This is a genomic window from Halorubrum alkaliphilum (assembly GCF_017873815.1).
Taxonomy (GTDB): Archaea; Halobacteriota; Halobacteria; order Halobacteriales; family Haloferacaceae; genus Halorubrum; species Halorubrum alkaliphilum.
In genome coordinates, this window is sequence record NZ_JAGGKQ010000023.1 from 1 (window position 1) to 18,186 (window position 18,186).

Below are 18,186 nucleotides of genomic sequence, written 5' to 3' on the forward strand. Positions count from 1 at the left end.
GTATCGAGTCGAGCTATCGCTTGTCCGAGCAAGCGATAGCGACGACAACGACACGAGATGCGACGGTGAGACTGCTGTACGTCGTGGTGAGTCTGCTGTTACAGAACGTCTGGCGGTATCTCCACTACAAATATGTGGCGACGCCCCGCCGTGGCGGGCGTCGCCTCTGGTGGTGGCCGTACAAGGAGTTCGTGAATATGGTTCGACGGGCCGCGTGGACGGCCCTCGCGGTGCGTCGGGCCGTCCCCGCAAATCGACCACCAGACGACCGGTTCCACCGGTAATCACTGACCGAGTACGCCGTCTTGTGAGTGGCAACGCTGTCGCGTCGGCGGCTGAGCGCCGCCGACAGCGACAGCTCCGGCTTCGAACAGCGTTGATCAACCGCTACCGACGACTTATTGTAACAGAACAGGTGGCTCAGGTCGGGTTAGCTGACGATGCTTTGTGAGGTACTGAGTTTCAGATCAGCAGAACTCTCGTAGAATCGCAGGATGGCTCCCCGTCAACAATGTGCTACATATAAGCGTTTTAGCTAAGTCAGGAACCGCGTGACAGCAGCGGCTTATCGAGGCTACTTTTTGAGAGGAATGAGGAAGCCGAGTCTGTGTACAACTCCGGCTCCTCATCTCAAATTATGCGTCGGCACACTACACTGTTTCCCTCTGAGTTCCTCGAAGAGCACGCCGAGGAACTCGGCGTGGTCGAACGAGACGGGAAGTTCCAGATCCCCGTCCTCGTGTGGGCGTTCGTGTTCGGCTTCGCCGCAGGCGAGAGCCGAACACTCGCTGGCTTCAGACGTAGCTACAACTCTACAGCCGACGAAACGATCTCTCCCGGCGGCTTCTATCAGCGACTGACGCCGTCACTCGCCGAATATCTCCGCGACCTCGTCGAGTCCCGCTCCAGCTTCCTCGATGTCGTAGTGCTCGTGGGCGACGGGCCGAAGAGCCTGGAGGATCATCTCCGCAGCCAGCGGGGAGATGTCGAAATCCTCGGCCATCAGCCGATGGGTCACCTCGCCGCGTTCGCGAGCGACCGCATAGGTGAGCGCCGTGGCGAGGCCGGTGACGCCGTGCCGATCAATGTAGGTGTCGATGTCGGCGTCCGTCTCGCGGCGGCCGACGGCGTCGATGAGCGCCGGCGTGATCATGTACTCGCGGTCGTCCGCAGCGGTCGTCACGGTTAGGTCAATCTCCCGAGCAGCGTATCGCCGGGGCTGCTCGTCGTCGGTGACGTCGACGACGCCGGCGTCGACGAGCCGATTGACGTAGCTATAGGCGGTCCCCTGTGCGAGCTCGAGGTCGTCCATCATGTCCTGGACAGTCGCCTCCCCCTCCCGAGCGAGATACGCGTACAGCCGGGCGAGCTGTGGCTCCTCGAGGAGATCGGCGACCAACAGAAAGTCCTGGACGATGTCGCCGTCGGTGCGGTGAGAGGTGGGTGACACGGGAGGTTCTTAATTACAGTTTACAGCGAATCAGTAAATAATGTTTAGACACTCTACAGGCGTCGCGTACCGTGACCAATGGGGGGACCGCCGCTACAGGAAGCTCTGGTGAAGGTACTGGCTGTCCGCGATCAGAGGCGGTTCTCAGGGCGATATGTATTCGATCACTTGCCTCGCTACGTCTTCGGTACGGTCGTCGACGAGGGAGGTTAGATAGTGTTCGACATCTACAGCATTGTTGAGGGTCACGAGCGACCACGGGAGGACGTGACTGCGCTCTCCGAGCGGGTCACCCGCGTAGTCGTCGTCTCGGAGCGTGATCGACTTCTCGTGGTAGGTCTTCGTTGAGATCAGGACTGTGATGAGCTGGGGACCGTGGTTCGGGAGGTGCGGGACTCCAAGCACGAGCATCGGACGTCCCTTCTCTGAGAGCGGATCGCTCGCCCAGACGATGTCGCCACGGTCCAGGTCCTCGAACGTCGTCACTGTACTTTTTCCATCTCGTCGGTCTGGAGGTCCTCGAGACGCTCCGCACCGTATTGGTCGTCTGCTGTCTCGTGGTGTCGGTGGAGCCGGTAGGCAGATTGGAGCTGTTCCGTGTCGTCCGTGATCGCCCAGTACGGGCGCTTGTGACGGACGAGGCCGCGGTCCTTCAGTCGCGAGAGAATCGCACTGACAGCGTCCGTCTCCAGCCCGAGTCGCTCGGCGATCGTCGCCGCCTTCCACGCACGGTCGTCGTGCGTGTCGAGAAACCGCACGATCCGTTCCGTGTCGTTCCGTTCCTCGAATTCGTCGGGATCGGCGTTCTCAAATTCGTCGATATCGATGGTGCCGCTCGACATAGCTGTATGTTGGGACTGTTGGGACATAGATGTTTGGCATGTTTGTTACGTGGTGAAGATATCTTGCCTTGTTTTGCCGCCGAGTGACGACAGTCTCAGGTACTCTCACGGCGTTCTTCCGTCAGATTAACCCGGAATTGGACGCCGTCTGGCGATATGGCATCGCTCAGACGGCTTGCTTGGATGTGTCGAGACCTTGCCAAACAGCATGTTGACGACCCCGACGTACCCGCCGCGCCGGACGGCGCGGACGGGTACGCCGAGTGGGTACAGATCGCGTTGATTCTGTACCGCGTTGAGCTCAAAAAGAGTCTCCGTGAGACTGAAGACTACCTCAACGAGATGCCCGGCATTCTCGCCGTGTTTGATCTCGATGAGGCACCGCACTACAGTTCGTTTTGTCGGTGGGAAAACGAGTACCGAATGCGTGAACTCCGCCGCCTGCTCCGCGCTTCGGCGGAGCAGGCGGGTTGGAGTGGTGAAGCTGCAATTGACGCGAGTGGCTTCCAGCGTGACCAAACCAGCTACCACTACCGCGACCGCGCGAACTACTCGTTCCAGTCGATGAAGACCACGACCCAGATCGACGTGAACTCACTAGCGATCAAAGACGCCCATTTCACCACGCAGAAAGCATGGGACGGCCACATCGGGATGCAGGTCTTCCGCGTTCCGGCGGAAGACCTGCGTGTATTGTCCGCTGATGCGAACTACTCGTGCGGTAAGCTCCGTGAGGAGTGTCGCTCCGAATCAACGCGACCGTTGATCAAACACAGAGAACAGACACCGTTGTAGAAGGCGCACAACGCCCGAATGAACGAGGATTACAATCAGCGCTGGATGAGTGAAACGGACTTCTCGCAGTTGAAGGAAGACGACGGCGAGAAGCTTCGCTCCCGGAGCTGGCACGGCCAGTTCCGGGAGCTGACACGGAAGTGCATCGTCCATAACCTGACGCAGGCGGCGAGTTAAGGGCTCGCCGCCTGCTCCCTTTCTCCGGACGTATCCGGGAGAGGCATCGCCGTCGTCACCGAAGCAAGAACGCTAGATAGCATAGTTCTGACCCTTCAGCTACCGACGGCAGCTGCGGCTACTACATCTTCTGAGTTCAAGAACCGGGTTCTGACACCGTGAAAGCGTGAATGATCGCCCCTACCCCGATGCTGTCTTGCGTTCAACAAGGCAAGCCATCATCCGGTTTTGTCGGGAAGAGAGTCGGGTACTTCTCACGAACGATGATGATTTCTTCGAGTTCGAGGACCACCCCGGCGTCCTGTTTCTCGCCGAACAGCGGACATCACCTCGGAGGGCCGTGACGGCGATTCAGCGTATCGATCGACCGGTCACGGAGACGGCAGGCCAGGTCTGGCACGTCCCGAACGGATGGGCCTGAGAGTGTTTGTGGGCGTTCGGTACGTTTTGCCTCGTCGAAGATCCGACCGTTCGCCTCGTCTCTATCTCGATCACGTACTCGATGTGGAAGAGTGTGATTCTCGACCGCTCACCTGCGACTCTCGAGATATCGGTTCAGACGCTCGAACTCCTCGGATGTGAGGATCACCTCGGTCTCGAAAGCGTCGAACCGTTCGAGGTCGTCGTCGATCGTCACGACGGTGGACACTCCCTCGTCGATGGCGACCTGTGCGTAGTAGCCGTCCCACCCGTCGACGTTCGTCTCGGCCGCACGGGCGAATCCGCCTCGGACGACATCCGACGGGGGGCGGTCATACCAGTGGATCCGACTCGCGTCCATGAAGTTCGTCATGAGCCGTGACGCCTCCGCGTTCGAGCGACCGTAATACGTGGTCAACACGGCGTGTGCGCCGAACAGCGCGGGATAGGGCACGACTGCGTCGATATCGCCGGTGATCGCGTCCCGGACGTATGAGAGCGCGGCTACGAGCAGCCACATATAGCGATTCACTGCTCCGATTGGTGGTTCTACTGTTTGCGACTCAGCAGAATGCGTAATTTCCTAGCGTCTATTTATTTTTCCTGAAGATAGTGATTGTACTCACTCAGCAGTTAGTCAGCACTAATCGTTATCGTACCACTCAGGTCGCCCTCATCCACCTCTACGCCGTCTTGCGTCGTGTCAAATAGTAGTGAGACGTATACCGATTCACCTGCACCAACATCTTCGACAGTGAATGGCCAAGATCCCTCAAAGTATTCCTCGCCAACCTCGCCACCGGAATCGGCCCGGTCTGTGTGCTGATCTCCGTCATAATACATTCCCGCTGCTACATGTTGATCAAATCCACCTGTCCCCCCAATAGCGGGGAAGTCACCCCACAAACCAATCTCGTGAGGTTGGGTATCATTATTGGTGATAACAAAAGCATAGTCTTCAGTTGGGTCGCCACCAACATCAACCCAATCCGCATCACCATCTTCTGCGAGGGCACCTATCTGATAGCGGGCGTTGTTATTGAGCCCTTCAGCACCCTCATCAGTTGGAACATCGATTTCCAAATTACCTTCATTATCTTGATTAACGAAGTCATGATTGTCGCTGGCCTGCAATGCTACAAGCCCAACATCGTCAGACACAACATCCACGTTCACGTCGCGGTCCGCGTCCATCGCGCTGAACGCGCCCGTCCCCACTGCAGCCGCGCTACCTGATGCCAATGCCCCTGCGCCGATGATGAACTTGCGTCGTTCCATGGTTGGTAGACCTCGTTTACCGCATGCGACCCACGTCCGGGAGCACGGGACATCCCGCGTCACCCCGGGTCGCTCTACTACACCCATGGAACGCTACCCATATCGTTATGACACGCCAGAAGACCTTCTGCCCGCGTCTGAAGGGTTTCTGGGACAGTCTGTGGGTTGTTCTGGTACGGCCTGTACCGATTCTGGGCGGGCCTGAACCCCAACGAGCAACCCCCTAAAAGCGACGAGGCATGCTCACGATCGCCGGCGACGACCGTAGGGTGCGCCTACACAAACGCCGGCCCCGCCACCGACGCGTCCTCCGCGTCCCGCCACGAGCGGTCGGGCTCCCAGCCGAGCACGCGGGCCGCCTTCGAGCAGTCGAAGATCGACTCGGTCCCCTTGACCGCACAGGTCGCGGGCAGGTCGCCGTGGACCGCCTCGATCGTCGCGGCCGTGTCGCGGCCGAGGAAGTTCTCCGCGGCGGCGACGAGCACCGGCTCGTGGCCGTCGATCTCGGCGTCGATCGCCGCCTCGATCGCACGAACGAGGTCGCGCACGTCGATGTGGCTCCAGCCGTTGCCGCTCAACGCGGCCGTCTCCGGGTCGAACCCCTCGCGCGCTTCCCGGGTCCGCGTCTCACCGGGATACGTCACCCACGACGACCGGAGTGACACCGCGCCGACGCCGTGCCGCCGCGCGACGCGCGCGGCCACGTCCTCGCCGACGACCTTCGAGAGTCCGTAGGGGTCCTCCGGCTCGGTCGGCGTCTCCTCGTCGATCGGGAGCGCGTCCGGCAGCCAGTCGTCTTCGGAGAACACGGTGCCGTAGAGGCTCTCGCTCGACGCCTGGACGATCCGCGCGTCGACCGCACCCGCGGCGTCAAGGACGTTGTACGTACTGGTGACGTTGGTCTCGAACACGCGCGAGCCCGCGTGGTCCTCGGGGTTTGGGATCGCCGCGAGGTGGACGACCGCGTCCGGCTCCGCGGCCTCGACGAGCTGGCGCGTCTCGCCGTAGTCGGTCAGGTCCGCGGCTTTGAAATCGACGTTTTCGCGGGTTCCGCTTGGCGTTTCGAGGTCGACGCCGACGACGTCGTGGCCCTCGCGGGCGAACTGTTCGACCGTCCAACTGCCGACGCCGCCGCAGGCTCCCGTGACGAGGATGGTTGGCATGTGGGAGTATAAAAACGGGAGCGGGTACTAAGTCCGGCGACCACTATACCGAGTAGAGGTTATTCATTTACGATTTGATCACCGACCGCATCAAAATGAACGAGTCGTACGTTAGGATGTGTCCGAACCAGGACTGATTAGATCAACCGTTTCCTCTGGTGTCTCCAGGGTCGGGCTCCGGCCAGTCCTCTGGGAAGCTGATATCATCCTTACCGTGTTTTGGATTATAGTAGACAAGACCGCGGTCCACGAAGTAGACGGCGAGGAGTTTACCTCTAGGATCGAATTCGTCTTCGTCGTCTGGCTTCGCGTTTTTGAACTGCTCATGCTCGTCCGTGTCCCACGTGATCGGCTTCCCAGAACTCGGTTCGATGCGTGTGTCGTCGCTGTTTCCGCTTGGCTCCTCGTAGAGCGCGAGTACGTCGACGACCACCCCCTCCGGCTCAAAAAAGACGTTCCCGTTGCCGGCAAACTCCGGGACGCCGGGCTCAACTGCTGTATCATCTTCCTCTCCCTCGATCGCGAACGACCGCGTGTCGCCGAACAACTGCGCCGTGACGCCGGTCCCCTCAATACCTTTGACAGTGATCGTTACGACGATCTCGACCTCTTCATCTGGATCGATCTCTCCGATTTTCGCTCTGATCCGCTCACGACCTCCGGGACCAAACCCGGACTCAGGTGTGTCAATTTCTTCTGGGCCGGGAGACCCCTCTACGATCTCCGCTTGTTCGACCTCATTAAATCCGTCATCATCACCCGACTTTCGTTCCACTCTGTACTCCTCGAACGCGTTCTGTCCCTCCTCGACACCGACGCCGACGATCGCAATCTCCTGATCCGCTCCGAACCGGTTTCGGACCTCAACAAGAGTTATTTTGTCGCCTTCGCTGACGACGTCCTCATCGCTCGGCGTCTCGTACCCCACCACCGCACTTTCGTCGTCCACCACGCTCACGTTCACCCCGCGCTCCATCTGCGCGCTGCTGAACGCGCCGGAGCCGATCGTCATCGCGCCGGCGCTCGACCCGCCGAGCATGAGGATGAGCTGTCGTCGTTTCATGGGTGTTCGGGGGACACGGTTTCCGTAGTCGAATTAACGTGTTTCATCCCTATGGTTATGCGGTGCCAGAAGACCCGTACGGACAGCCTGAAGTCGTATAGAGGACTCCCTTCGTCGGGGACCCACAGCCGTGTCGTCGTTGTATTTGCTGTTGGCATGTGTATTGATAGGAACTCACCAGGACGAGGACGGCGCGGGTGAATCGGAATACGCTACAGCTCTGGGGGTTCGTCCGGCTTCCCGACTTTCATCTCGGTGGTGTAGTACTTGTGTCCGAGCGCAGAGAACGCGAATGCGACGACGATGGCGAGCGTCCATGCAAGTTCGGGGAGGAGCACGAACGGCCACGCACCCATCCAAACGGCCGCAACGAGCGCGGCTGCGACCCCTGATAAGCCGAGATAATACTCGCTCCACGGGATTTCTTTTCCTTCGACAACGTCGAGATACAGATCGACGTCTTCCAGTGCCGTGGTCGGCGCAACAATCCCACGATTCTTATTGAACTCGACTACCCCTGCTCGATCCATCTTCGGCAGATGCGACTGCTGGAGTGCGGTGTACACGCGCTTGCGCTCGTTCCCCGTGATCTCCCGCGTATCAGTGCCGTTCTCCCACGCCGCGATCTGCTCCGCCATCTTCCCGATCTCCATCGACTCCTCCTCGCGTTTCAGGAGGTGTACTGCGAATCGTCGTCGCTGGTTCGCGAGGACATCAAACAGCTCGTCCTCGGAGATCTCCGGCCCGGCAGCGGAGGGTTTCCCGTCGATCTGCTGTGCCGATGCCATTTCGTATACAACATATGATCCGTCCAACATAAAACCCTCGGAGCGTTTGGACGATCTGATACGTTCTGAGATCAGGAGACTCCACTCTATGGCTAGTGAAAAACGGACGTGTGAGTCATTTGAGTACAATTTACTATAGGTTTATTCTAATATTCGAGTTTCATATCAATATTTAAACAACGAAACCTATTGCCCAACGGATCGGATTCCTTCAGATGTTGGGCCCACTATCCGCGTTCAGGCACTGCCTGAACCGACTCGGTGGCGTCGGTTTGGGCTGACACACCTCACAATCCACCGGGAGAGACGAATTCGCTCATTCGGTGATAAACGGCCTCTAACCGTCGCTTGCGTTCGGTCGTGTTTCTCGTTGTCACACAGATCACTCCGTACCAACATTCACGCGGGGCATAACTATACCCGTCTCTCCGGTATGTTCACGCGAGCTTCCGTATCGATGTCACGACTACGAACGATCCTCGCCGTTGTCGCGCTCGTGCTTGCGGGGTCGCTCGCGCTCGCGACCGGTGCGAGCGTTATCGGCGGGCCCGCGGATACCCTCGCCGACGACCGTGTGGCGATCCAACCGGCGGACGGGTCGAACGGCGACTACGCCTATCTCGACGCGGACGACGAGCTTGTGGTCGATGTCTCAGCGTCGAATCCCAACCTCGATGGCGAGTTCAGCGGCGTAAACGTGAATTCCAGAGCCGTCATCGGGGACGTGTTCACAATAACGTACACCGCGGGAGAGACGGCGAGCGTCTGGATAGACCACGACGTTCCCGGCGTCTCGTTCGTTGTCGCGGACGACTCGACGGCTGCCGGCTCCGACCCCGACTACCGCCTCATTGAGGGCGACGAGGGAGACGTGACTCTCGCCCCGAACGAGTCGGTATCCGTCGGGCTGGTCGTCGATACTACCGATCTCGACGCGGTCGCCGGGACGATCACGGAAAATCAGTTCTCGATCCACGCGACCGTCACGGAACCGGACGAGGAGGGCGACACGGTGGACTCGTCCGGTCCTAGCCTGACTATCGACGCGCCAAGCCGGTCTGAGCGGCGGTTCGGGGCAAGTGGCGCCGAGGATGGTGACACTGTTCGGTTCGATGCGGACGAGATGCGTCTCGACGACCGGAACGTGACCCTCGACCGCCTCGACCTCGTCGGTGCGTCGGCCGGGAGCTACGATCTGGCGGTTGCTGGCAGTCCAGAGGCAATCGACGAGGCGGGTCCACTCGACGCCGACGGGGACCCCCGACCGCTCGCGTACCTCTCGCTCGAGTACGACTTCGACCCGATGGATGTCGACGGGCTCCGGTTCCTGTTTAGTGCCGACTCGGCATTCCTCGCAGAGAGCGAGACGGCTCCGGAAGCCGTTACCCTCTATCGACTGAACGACGACGGAGTGTGGGACGAGCTCGACGCCGGACTCGTCGACGAGCGGCTCGTCGAACTGCGGGACTCCCCGCCCGACCGGACACACTTCTCGGCGACGTCCGATGGTTTCTCCACGTTCGCGGTGGCGGTACACACGCCACGGATCGGTGCGGTCGAGGCGTCGATCGCGACCGATTCGATCGACGTGGGCGAGTCGACGACCGTCGAGGCTCGCGTCGAGAACGACGGTGGGGCGGCCGGGGACCACTCCCTGACGCTGACAGCCGACGGCGACTCGCTCGCGACTCGAGAGGTCGCGTTGGATCCGGGCGAGTCGACGACCGTCTCGTTCCCCGTCTCGATCGAAGCAGCTGGCGACTACGAGGTCGCCGTTGACGACGCTCCGGCGGGGACGCTCCGCGTCACCGACGTGGCCACCGCGGACGGCGACCAGGAGGGAGACGGCGCGAGTAGCGACGGGGACGCGGGAGACGGCGGAGATGCGGGAGACGACACGGACGCGAGCCTCGATGACACGGCTGAGCCGGCGGACGGGCCGACCGAGGAGCCCGGCGGGTTCGGTCTCCGCCAGGCTGGCGGGCTCAGCGCGCTGCTGTTCATCGTCGTCGTGTCGCTGTTGCTGGCCCGTCGTGCGCCGGGCGGTTCGTGATCGGCGGTCGAACGTATGGCGACAACGATTTACTACGAGTGTGTGAGTGACGCACCGTGACGTTGAACGAACATGGTGAGGGCGACCAGACTGAGCGAGTCCCGTTCCGGACGGCTCTCGCTGAGGGTGTAAGGCCCTCCGATGTGCTGCTGCTGGCGCTCGTCCCGATGGCGCTTCTCTGGGTATTCTCGCTTCCGGAGTCGACGCGTCGCTCGCTCGCGTTCGCCTACGCCGATCCCACGCTCCTCACGGCGTTCACCGCACACTACGTTCATCTCCAGTTCGAACACCTACTCGCAAACCTCGTCGGCTACGGACTGCTTGCCGGCGTCGGGTATCTGGTGGCGACCGCGAGTCGCCAGCGGCGTCTCTTCGTTACCTCGTTCGTAACGTTCTGTCTCGCGTTCCCGTTCGCGCTGTCCGCGTTGAACCTCGCAGTCCCCCGCGACGCCATCGGGTTCGGCTTCTCCGGCATCAACATGGCGTTCGCAGGGGTGCTTCCGTTGTTGCTCGCGGTGTTCGCGTGTCGTCGACTCGGCTCGGAGGCGTCGACACACCCGGCCGATCTTCCAGTGCGACTCCTGCCCGCGACGTTCCTGCTGCTGGTCGGCTGGATGGCCGCGCTCGCGCTGCCGACCGCGCTCGGCGCACGCGGGCTCGCCGGCCCCCTCGTGATGCTTCTCGGAGCCGTCGTGGCTGCCAGACAGCTTCGTTCGCTTCGGCCGCCGAACGGGCCGTCGCTCCTCGGCTCCCTTCGATCTGCCGTCCGCCGGATCCGTGACCGGCCGGGGGACGGGGACGTGTTCGTGGTCGGCAGCGTCCTCGCCGTCGCGTATCCGGTCGTCGGGTTTCCCACGGACGCGACGGTCGACGGACGGGTGATCAACCTGTACGTCCATCTGCTCGGCTTCTGTCTCGCGTTTATCGGGCCCTACGTCCTGATCGTCGCCGGCGGATTCGCCGACCCGCGAACTTATTAATCACCGTCTACTCCATCCGCTCAGGAACGGATTGATTACTGCTTGACACATGTCCCCCCGACGAACCCTCTCGATACTGGCCCAGGCGACTGCGGTAGTGATCGTGCTCTCGCTCGTCGTCGGACAGTATCTGGGTCAGCCGGTCCTCTTGAGTTTCGTCGAGACCGGGAGCATGCAGCCGACGCTCGACCCCGGAGACGGGTTTATCGCCGTCCCCGCCCCGCTCGCGGGCGGCATCGGAACCGGTGACGTCGTGACGTTCGACGCCCAGGAGATCGAGGGCGGCGGGCTGACGACACATCGAGTCGTCGAGGAGACCGAGCGGGGCTACGTTACGCAGGGTGATGCCAATCCGTTCACGGATCAGGACGGGGGTGAACCGATCGTTCAGGACGCGGACATCGTCGCCACGGCGTTCACCGCCGGCGGATCCGTGGTGGTGATACCACACCTCGGAACGGTTGCAATGTCGTTCCAGTCGGGCCTCGAGTCCGTACAGACGTGGCTGTCCGTGACGCTCGGGACGCGGGCGCTACAGGGGACACAGGGGCTGGCGTACCTCCTGTTCGGGCTCTCCATCGTCGCGTACGCGGCCGACTGGTATCTCACGAGCGGGAGTCGCGACCGGCCCGACCGTGACCGATCGCGTGACGACGGCACCTCCGTACTCCTCGTTCTCGGTCTGCTGGCGCTCGTGTTGATGGCGACGGCGACGGCGGCGATGGTCGCTCCCGGCGGCACACAGGAGTACGGCGTCGTCAGCGCCGACTTCGAGTCAGACAACCCCACCGTGATCGAACGTGGGACGAGCGAGGAGTTGGAGTACATCGTTCCCAACGCCGGGCTCGTCCCGGTACAGACGTACGTAACCCCGGCCAGTCAGGGTGTCGAGGTCGACCCCGAGCGGGTCGCGGTCGGGGGACGCGAGGAGGCGTCGACGACGGTGACGCTCACCGCCCCCGACGAGACCGGCTACTACCGACTGTTCGTTGAGGAACACCGGTATCTCGCGGTGTTGCCGCCGGCGCTCATCGACGACCTCTACGGTGTCCACCCGTGGGCTCCGATCGTGGCGATAAACGGGCTGCTCGGCGGCGGGATACTGCTAACCGGCCTGCTGTTGTTGCGCGGGGAGCCGGCGCGGATCCGGTCCCGGAGATCCCGTCGGAAGACCTCGCTCCATCGGCGGCTGCTACGCGAACTCTACAAGTAACACATGAGTACACAACCAGATCCGGACGAGACCCGTATCCGCCTCCGAGCCCTGTTGGACGCACAGTTCACCCTGCTTGTCATCGTCTGTGTCGTCCTCGCCGCGGCCGGCGGGGTTCTGGTCTACGGCACCTACGTCGACCCGGGGACCGAAACGGAGAGTCAGGAAGTCTCTTCGTGGAGCTACGACGCCGGGTACGACCACTCCGCCGAAGTCACCGAGCCGAACGAAGTGTTCCCGGTCGGCACCGTTCTCGAAGACCGTGAGACGTACTTCACCCGGATCGCTCCCGAACTCGACGTCGCGGCAGAACTCGTGTACGCCGCCGAGCAGTCCGAGGACGTCCGCGTCGACATCGAGTCGGAACGCCGGCGATGGCGTGGTGTACTGGGAGGAGACCGAGCCGCTCGAACCAGTCAGCGTGGAGGACCCCGAGCCCGGCGAGGTCGTCGCGGCCGAGTTCACGCTCAACAGCTCCGCGATCGACGAGCGGGCGACGTCGATCGAGGAGGATCTGGGCGCGTCTCCGGGGCAGACCGACGCCATCGTCTCCACCGAGTTCGAACTGGAGGGCCAGCTTAACGGCGAGACCATCACGCGCTCGCCGTCATTGGAACTCGAGATCGACCACGCCGGCGACACCTACACCGTCGACGATCCGGATCCCGCGTCGGAGACGGTGCCACAGGAAGTCACTCGGGAAGTCGAGCGCACGTACGGACCGCTCCGGACGATCGGCGCGCCGATCCTGCTCGTGATCGGCGTCGTCGCCGGTGTGGGCCTCTCGTACGGTCGGTACGAGGGACTCCTCGAAGTGAGCGATACAGAGCGGGCGTACCTCTCGTATCGGGACGACCGCTCGGAGTTCGACGAGTGGATCACCCGGATCCGGCTCCCGCCGGAGGCTCACGATCGACCGGTGGCGTACGCCGATAGCCTGCGCGACCTCGTCGATTTCGCCATCGACAACGAGACCGGCGTCATCGAGGACCCCGACACCGGCGCGTTCCACGCGGTCACCGGTGAGTTCGTCTACACCTACCGACGGCCCGATCCGCCGGCCCGCCGCTCCGACCCGGACGGGACCGAAGCGGCGTCGGCAGCAACCGGTGGGACGGTCAACGGCGACGAGACGGCCGACGACGGCACGGCGGCCAACGACGGCACGGCGGCTGACGACGGCGGGTCCCTCCTCGACATGGCTCCGTCCGACGGGGACTCCTCGCGGGATCCGTTCGATCCCGATCCGGCCGAGACGTCCCGATCCGAGGGACGCCCGGTCGACAACGACGACGGTATCGAGGGCGATGACGGTACGACGGAACCGTCGTCGAAGGGCGGTCGATAACCTCGTCGCCGAAGGTGGTCGATGACCTCGTCGCCGAAGGTGGTCGGGTCGCTCAGACGACCGGTTCGTAGCCGGCCTCCTCAACGGCGGCCGCAAGGGCGTCTGGGTCGGCGTCGCCCTCGACGGTCGCGGTGCCGGCCTCGTGGTCCGCGGTTGCTGCCTCCACGCCCGGGACTTCCGAGAGCGCGTCGATCACGTTATCCTCGCAGCCACCACACGCCATGCCATCGACGTCTATCGTCGTCATGGACGTGGATCCGGTCGCCACGAATAATTGGGTTTCCCCTCCGGCAGGACGCCTCCCCTGTGCGGGACGCTTCCCCTCGGGCAGGACGCTTTTTTTCCTGCCCGGCGAGCGTTACGTATGCGCACCCTCGACGAGACGGACCGTGAGATCCTGCGACTCCTGTTGGCGGACGCCAGACGCCCCTTCAGCGACATCGCCGACCGAGTCGACCTGTCCGCACCAGCGGTCTCCGACCGGATCGATCGACTCCGCGAGACGGGCGTCATCGAGGGGTTCACGCTCCGTGTCGACGCCGACGAGCTCTCCTCGGGACTGGAGGTGCTGGTGACGCTCGACGTCGCTCCCGTCGACGCCGAAGCGGCGTACGAGTCCCTCGCCGGCCACGACCACGTGGAACACGCGACCTTGACCGCCGACGGCGACGTGACCGCTCTTGCCCGGGTCCCCGACGACGACGTCCGCGGGTTCGTCGACGGGACCGTGGGACTCGGTTCGGTTCGGGATCTGACCGTGCGGGTCGTGGACCGGCAGGAGTGGTCGCCGGGGCTCGGCGACGCCGACCTCGCCGTCGACTGCGTCGAGTGTGACAACACCGTCACCGCCGAGGGGGAGTCAGAGCGGATCGACGGGACGTTATATCACTTCTGTTGTGGGTCGTGTCGTCGGAACTTCCTCGACCGCTACGAACGGTTGGACGAAGGGACCTGAACGTGGCTCCGGGGAGCCGCAGAAAGTAACCTACTTGAGTGGGGCGCGGTTACCCGTGTTCGTAGTCCCGTGGTGTAGTGGCCAATCATAATGGCCTTTGGAGCCATTGACGGCGGTTCGAATCCGCCCGGGACTACTTTTCCCGCGAGCGATACCGCGAGCGGCAAATACGTCCAGCGGATTCGAGCCCAGAAGGCGAGAGGATTCGAGCCTTCGCGGTTCGAATCCGCCCGGGACTATTTTCCGAACGAAGTGAAGATGAACAGTCGCACTGCGGATCCGAATCAGGGAGCGAGGTGAGCGAGCAGAGCGAACGAAAGCGACCGCGGTTCGAATCCGCCCGGGTGTATTCTGCTGCGAGCAGCGCCGTGAGCAGTGGGTAACGCTGTCGTCGGCCTACGGTTCCACGAGTCGTGCCCCCGCCGCGTGCGTGTGACAAACTGCGGGGTCGTAGCCGGCGTCGGAGAGTCCGGTACCGAGCGCGAAGACGGTTCGACCGAGCATCGCCATCGCGGCACCGGGGCCGTCGTCGGTTGCGCCGTCGACCGCCTCGATCGCGTCGGCCACCTCGGGGACGAGCAAGTCGGCATCCTCGGCGAACGTCCGAGAGGCGTCCATCAGCGTCGAGAGCCGCGGATCGGCGCGGAGCCGATCGAGAGCCCGCTCGCCGGCCGCGGAGAGCGCGGTCGTGTCCTCGGCGAGGACCGCTTCGGTCGAGCGCTCGCCGAACGCTACGTACTCAACGCGGGCGCGTGCGGGGATCCCGTCGAGTTCGCCGTGACCGGGTGCGCCGGGCTCGACGCGGATCGGGGCTCCGCCGCGTGCCTGCGCGACCACGTCGCCGAGCCCGGTACCGCGTTCGACCTCCGCCTCGTGGGCGATCCGGACGAGTTCGTTCTCGGAGCGTCCGGCGTCGGCGACGGCGTTCGCGGCGAGCGCCGTTCCGAGCGCCGCCGCGCCGGAGACGCCGAAGCCGGCTCCCACCGGGAGGTCGGTCTCGACGGCGACCGTGCCGTCGACGCCGAGCGTATCGAGCACGTCGTCGACGGGAGCGATCGTCGCCGGCTCGCCGTTCAGATGCTGCTCGGGTGGACGCTGGCCGGCCGTCACCCTCACGTCGACGCCGTCTGTGAGCGTGAGTCCCGCACCGCGGGACCCCGCGAGTGCCGGGCTGTCCGCCGGATGGGCGCTGAAGAAGCCGGTGACGTGGCCCGGGACGAACGCGGTCGCCCGCTCGCGTGTCATGGTTCCGGGGACGGGAGGGCCCCGATTAACGGTTGTTATCCGGAGCGACGACCGGCCCGATACCACACCCACGACGACACCGTAGGCGGTAAATAGTGGCCACCGAAACCGAACGGTATGCGACGCCGCCTGCTCCCGCCGCTCGCCGCGTTTCTGGCGATGTGTTTCCCCGGTCTCGGCCATCTGTTCCTACGCCGCTTCGGTCGTGCTATCGTGTGGCACGCGACCATCGTCGGCGGGGCGATCGGCCTGTACACGCTCTACGACGTCGAGCCGCTCGACTTCACCGCCTCGATCGCCGAGGTGGCGGCGGCGGTCCCGACAGATGTCCTCCTCCCGATCGCGCTGTTGGTGACGCTTTCCGCCATCGACGCGCTCCTCGTCGGGAGAGCGGAGGTCGCGGAGGCCGCACGGGCGGACGCGACCGCGGAGGCGATCCGCCGTCGTGCGGCCGGCGAGGAGGACGGCGGGGCTCCCGTCGAGGCGCTCGTGTCCGGCGATGACGACGCCGACGGCGCCACGCAGGTCGAGTGCCCGGCCTGCGGTCGCGAGACGGACGTCGAAATCGACTTCTGTCACTGGTGTACCGAACCACTTCCGTGGGCCGACGAGGAGTGAGCGGCGACCTGCCACCGACCTCCCCGCTCGTTTCTCACGGGTGATAACTGGGTACGAACGTTGATATACTCCGACATGAACCGTTCCGATACGGACGCGAACGACGGACGGACTATGAGTCTGAACCCACGACGATACGACGTACGGGAGCTGCGCCGACTTGCCGGAACGCGAGGCGGCGTGGACGAGGCGGCTCGGGAGCGGCGGCCTCGTCGACCGAACGGAAGCCGAGCGGAGCAGGCGGCGCGCTCGGCCGCGTTCACCGAACTCCTGCGGCGTCAGCGTGGCCTACGGCACGACCGTGACGGGGAGCGACCCTACCTGCGGACGATTCCCGGCGGCACCGCGGCGGAGCGTGAGATCGGCGACTGGATCGGCTATCTCGTCGACGTCGGCGGGCATCTCCGGAGTCGGGACGCGCTCTCCTATTACGCCGAGCTCGGCTGGATCGACCCCGACGTCGCGGCAGCCCTGAAACGCCGGATTCCCGGCTTCGACGCCCCGCGTTACGACCGGCCGTTCACCCCGGCCGACCACCGGATCAGCCTCGTCTCCATCGTCCGGATCGTTTCGTGTGCGAGTGAACAATGAGCGACGACGACGACGAATCCACGGACATCAACAGTACAGACGGCCCCGAAGCGGTCGGCGTCAAACTCGGCAGCACTCGGACGGTGCTCGACCTCCCCGACGGACGGGGTGGTCGCGAGCGACACTCGATCCTGACGTGTCTGGCGACCTACGAGGACGCCATCACGGGCGAGGAGAAGGTCCTGTTCGGCAGCGAGGCCGCGATCGAGTACCCCGACACGGTGCGGTTCATGCTCCGGTCGGGGCTCCCGGAGGACGACGAGAGTGTCGCCGACGCGGAGCGCTTCTTCGAGGCACTCGTCGACGCCCACGACGTGCCGACGGACAGCGCGGTCGTCTACGCGGTGCCCACCATCGACAACGAGGCTGGCGTGAACAACCTCAAGTCGGTGATCGAGGGCTCTTCCATCGGGGAGGTCGAGACGCGGAGCTACCCCGAGTCGCTGTGCGGGGCGATCCCCGCCTACGGCGACGATCTGGCCGCCATCGACGAGGTGTTCGTCTCGGTCAACATGGGGTCGACGACGCTGGAAGCGTGCGCGTACCGGCGCGGCGAGCAGCTCTCCCCGTTCTCGACCGGCTCGGTGACGGGCAACGAGGTCGACCGCCGGATCGTCGCCGCCGTCGAGGAGGAGACGCAGGGCCGCGTCCACATCGACCGGACGACCGCCCGCGAGTACAAGGAGGAGCACGCCGACGTGTACGACTTCGAGCCGTTCACCGACGTGATCCAACAGCCCGGCGGCGGGAGCCACGAGTTCACCGTCGACCGCGGGGTACGGGAGCCGGTCGACCGGTACATCGACGAGGCGGTCGACGTCGTCGCCAACGAGTTCCTGCCGGAGCTCGCGAACGACCACATGAAACCCTACCAGCTCGCCCTTGGCCGTCCGATCGCCGCCACCGGCGGAATGGCCTGTATCCCCGGACTGGTCGAGGAGTTCGAGACGCGGCTGGCCGCCGAACTCGACCGCGACGTCGAGGTCGTCTCTCCCGACGATCCTGCGACGGCCGCGGCCGAAGGTGCCGGCCGAATCGCCGAGCGGCTGATCTGAGCGTCCGTCGGCATCCGCTCGTCCGTCATCAACCGCCGTGTGTTATCTTCCGCGAAAGTGCTATCATATATTTAATGTAAACGGCCAGTGCGTGTGTGGTACATATAGCTATTGCCGTGATCTGTGGATGAATTTTCACAAAAGTATATAAG

The 18,186-nt window shown here is 63.5% G+C and carries 18 protein-coding genes, 1 tRNA gene and 3 pseudogenes; 12 read left to right on the top strand and 10 right to left on the bottom strand.

Annotation, left to right across the window (positions count from 1 at the left end):
* Positions 1-284: pseudogene (locus J2751_RS12320) on the top strand (ISH3 family transposase); the annotation flags it as partial.
* 353 nt (positions 285-637) lie between these two features.
* Positions 638-898 (top strand): annotated as a pseudogene (locus tag J2751_RS12325) (IS4 family transposase); the annotation flags it as partial.
* Here J2751_RS12325 and J2751_RS12330 read toward each other — a convergent pair.
* The 3 genes from J2751_RS12330 to J2751_RS12340 all read right to left on the bottom strand — a co-directional run bounded on the left by J2751_RS12330 (position 866) and on the right by J2751_RS12340 (position 2,292).
* Entirely contained in the window at positions 866-1,450 is a 585-nt protein-coding gene (locus tag J2751_RS12330; protein ID WP_209486413.1) for a DUF7437 domain-containing protein, read from the bottom strand. The pseudogene J2751_RS12325 and the gene J2751_RS12330 overlap by 33 nt on opposite strands.
* Before the next feature lie 144 nt (positions 1,451-1,594).
* A complete protein-coding gene (locus J2751_RS12335) occupies positions 1,595-1,936 on the bottom strand; it encodes a type II toxin-antitoxin system PemK/MazF family toxin (RefSeq protein WP_209486415.1) in 342 nt (113 codons plus the stop codon).
* Complete coding sequence (locus J2751_RS12340; protein WP_209486417.1) at positions 1,933-2,292, bottom strand: MarR family transcriptional regulator; 360 nt, start codon at positions 2,290-2,292, stop codon at positions 1,933-1,935. Before J2751_RS12340 ends, J2751_RS12335 begins: the two co-directional genes overlap by 4 nt.
* A 156-nt stretch (positions 2,293-2,448) precedes the next feature.
* Here J2751_RS12340 and J2751_RS12345 point away from each other — a divergent pair.
* Positions 2,449-3,264 (top strand): annotated as a pseudogene (locus tag J2751_RS12345) (IS5 family transposase).
* Between the two features lie 529 nt (positions 3,265-3,793).
* Here the strand turns inward: J2751_RS12345 and J2751_RS12350 are convergent.
* The 5 genes from J2751_RS12350 to J2751_RS12370 all read right to left on the bottom strand — a co-directional run bounded on the left by J2751_RS12350 (position 3,794) and on the right by J2751_RS12370 (position 7,976).
* Positions 3,794-4,204 (bottom strand): hypothetical protein, encoded by a 411-nt coding sequence (locus J2751_RS12350; RefSeq protein ID WP_245202770.1) that lies wholly within the window; start codon positions 4,202-4,204, stop codon positions 3,794-3,796.
* Between the two features lie 113 nt (positions 4,205-4,317).
* Positions 4,318-4,962 carry a hypothetical protein gene (locus J2751_RS12355; RefSeq protein WP_209486419.1) on the bottom strand — a complete coding sequence of 215 codons (645 nt, stop codon included), beginning with the start codon at positions 4,960-4,962 and terminating at the stop codon, positions 4,318-4,320.
* A 275-nt stretch (positions 4,963-5,237) separates the two neighbouring features.
* Positions 5,238-6,125: an NAD-dependent epimerase/dehydratase family protein gene (locus tag J2751_RS12360; RefSeq protein ID WP_209486421.1), complete on the bottom strand. Its 888-nt coding sequence runs from the start codon at positions 6,123-6,125 to the stop codon at positions 5,238-5,240.
* Between the two features lie 142 nt (positions 6,126-6,267).
* Positions 6,268-7,077 (bottom strand): hypothetical protein, encoded by an 810-nt coding sequence (locus J2751_RS12365; RefSeq protein ID WP_209486423.1) that lies wholly within the window; start codon positions 7,075-7,077, stop codon positions 6,268-6,270.
* 323 nt (positions 7,078-7,400) lie between these two features.
* Complete coding sequence (locus tag J2751_RS12370) at positions 7,401-7,976, bottom strand: DUF7344 domain-containing protein (protein WP_209486425.1); 576 nt, start codon at positions 7,974-7,976, stop codon at positions 7,401-7,403.
* Positions 7,977-8,433: 457 nt separating this feature from the next.
* Here J2751_RS12370 and J2751_RS12375 point away from each other — a divergent pair, with 457 nt between their 5' ends.
* From J2751_RS12375 to J2751_RS12390, 4 genes are all read left to right on the top strand, one after another.
* On the top strand, positions 8,434-10,029 hold the full coding sequence (locus J2751_RS12375) for a CARDB domain-containing protein (protein WP_209486426.1): 1,596 nt from the start codon (positions 8,434-8,436) through the stop codon (positions 10,027-10,029).
* Between the two features lie 56 nt (positions 10,030-10,085).
* Positions 10,086-11,009 carry a hypothetical protein gene (locus J2751_RS12380; protein WP_209486427.1) on the top strand — a complete coding sequence of 308 codons (924 nt, stop codon included), beginning with the start codon at positions 10,086-10,088 and terminating at the stop codon, positions 11,007-11,009.
* A gap of 49 nt (positions 11,010-11,058) precedes the next feature.
* Positions 11,059-12,222, top strand: coding sequence for a S26 family signal peptidase (locus J2751_RS12385; RefSeq protein ID WP_209486428.1), 1,164 nt, complete (start codon positions 11,059-11,061; stop codon positions 12,220-12,222).
* Between the two features lie 382 nt (positions 12,223-12,604).
* Positions 12,605-13,570 carry a DUF5305 domain-containing protein gene (locus J2751_RS12390; RefSeq protein WP_321168734.1) on the top strand — a complete coding sequence of 322 codons (966 nt, stop codon included), beginning with the start codon at positions 12,605-12,607 and terminating at the stop codon, positions 13,568-13,570.
* A gap of 52 nt (positions 13,571-13,622) precedes the next feature.
* Here the strand turns inward: J2751_RS12390 and J2751_RS12395 are convergent, their stop codons facing one another.
* The gene (locus tag J2751_RS12395; RefSeq protein WP_209486429.1) at positions 13,623-13,817 is read right to left on the bottom strand and encodes a heavy-metal-associated domain-containing protein; all 195 of its coding nucleotides are present in this window, start codon (positions 13,815-13,817) and stop codon (positions 13,623-13,625) included.
* A gap of 117 nt (positions 13,818-13,934) precedes the next feature.
* On the opposite strand from J2751_RS12395, the gene J2751_RS12400 reads away from it, so the two are divergent.
* On the top strand, positions 13,935-14,525 hold the full coding sequence (locus J2751_RS12400) for a winged helix-turn-helix transcriptional regulator (protein ID WP_209486430.1): 591 nt from the start codon (positions 13,935-13,937) through the stop codon (positions 14,523-14,525).
* Positions 14,526-14,588: 63 nt separating this feature from the next.
* Positions 14,589-14,661 (top strand) — tRNA-Gln (locus J2751_RS12405).
* Between the two features lie 260 nt (positions 14,662-14,921).
* Here J2751_RS12405 and J2751_RS12410 read toward each other — a convergent pair.
* Complete coding sequence (locus J2751_RS12410) at positions 14,922-15,770, bottom strand: pantoate kinase (RefSeq protein ID WP_209486431.1); 849 nt, start codon at positions 15,768-15,770, stop codon at positions 14,922-14,924.
* A gap of 117 nt (positions 15,771-15,887) precedes the next feature.
* On the opposite strand from J2751_RS12410, the gene J2751_RS12415 reads away from it, so the two are divergent.
* The 3 genes from J2751_RS12415 to J2751_RS12425 all read left to right on the top strand — a co-directional run bounded on the left by J2751_RS12415 (position 15,888) and on the right by J2751_RS12425 (position 18,034).
* Positions 15,888-16,388, top strand: coding sequence for a DUF7575 domain-containing protein (locus J2751_RS12415; RefSeq protein ID WP_209486433.1), 501 nt, complete (start codon positions 15,888-15,890; stop codon positions 16,386-16,388).
* 114 nt (positions 16,389-16,502) lie between these two features.
* On the top strand, positions 16,503-16,979 hold the full coding sequence (locus tag J2751_RS12420) for a FlaD/FlaE family flagellar protein (RefSeq protein WP_209486435.1): 477 nt from the start codon (positions 16,503-16,505) through the stop codon (positions 16,977-16,979).
* Positions 16,976-18,034 carry an acetate and sugar kinases/Hsc70/actin family protein gene (locus J2751_RS12425; protein WP_209486437.1) on the top strand — a complete coding sequence of 353 codons (1,059 nt, stop codon included), beginning with the start codon at positions 16,976-16,978 and terminating at the stop codon, positions 18,032-18,034. The genes J2751_RS12420 and J2751_RS12425 overlap by 4 nt, the downstream gene beginning before the upstream one ends.
* Positions 18,035-18,186: the final 152 nt, after the last annotated feature.

Excerpts from the sequence above, each read along its gene's own strand:
- J2751_RS12410 (WP_209486431.1), bottom strand. The coding sequence starts at position 15,770 with ATGACACGCGAGCGGGCGACCGCGTTCGTCCCGGGCCACGTCACCGGC.
- J2751_RS12360 (WP_209486421.1), bottom strand. The coding sequence starts at position 6,125 with ATGCCAACCATCCTCGTCACGGGAGCCTGCGGCGGCGTCGGCAGTTGG.
- J2751_RS12375 (WP_209486426.1), top strand. The coding sequence starts at position 8,434 with ATGTCACGACTACGAACGATCCTCGCCGTTGTCGCGCTCGTGCTTGCG.
- J2751_RS12385 (WP_209486428.1), top strand. The coding sequence starts at position 11,059 with ATGTCCCCCCGACGAACCCTCTCGATACTGGCCCAGGCGACTGCGGTA.
- J2751_RS12395 (WP_209486429.1), bottom strand. The coding sequence starts at position 13,817 with ATGACGACGATAGACGTCGATGGCATGGCGTGTGGTGGCTGCGAGGAT.
- J2751_RS12425 (WP_209486437.1), top strand. The coding sequence starts at position 16,976 with ATGAGCGACGACGACGACGAATCCACGGACATCAACAGTACAGACGGC.
- J2751_RS12340 (WP_209486417.1), bottom strand. The coding sequence starts at position 2,292 with ATGTCGAGCGGCACCATCGATATCGACGAATTTGAGAACGCCGATCCC.
- J2751_RS12415 (WP_209486433.1), top strand. The coding sequence starts at position 15,888 with ATGCGACGCCGCCTGCTCCCGCCGCTCGCCGCGTTTCTGGCGATGTGT.
- J2751_RS12355 (WP_209486419.1), bottom strand. The coding sequence starts at position 4,962 with ATGGAACGACGCAAGTTCATCATCGGCGCAGGGGCATTGGCATCAGGT.
- J2751_RS12420 (WP_209486435.1), top strand. The coding sequence starts at position 16,503 with ATGAGTCTGAACCCACGACGATACGACGTACGGGAGCTGCGCCGACTT.
- J2751_RS12370 (WP_209486425.1), bottom strand. The coding sequence starts at position 7,976 with ATGGCATCGGCACAGCAGATCGACGGGAAACCCTCCGCTGCCGGGCCG.
- J2751_RS12350 (WP_245202770.1), bottom strand. The coding sequence starts at position 4,204 with ATGTGGCTGCTCGTAGCCGCGCTCTCATACGTCCGGGACGCGATCACC.
- J2751_RS12400 (WP_209486430.1), top strand. The coding sequence starts at position 13,935 with ATGCGCACCCTCGACGAGACGGACCGTGAGATCCTGCGACTCCTGTTG.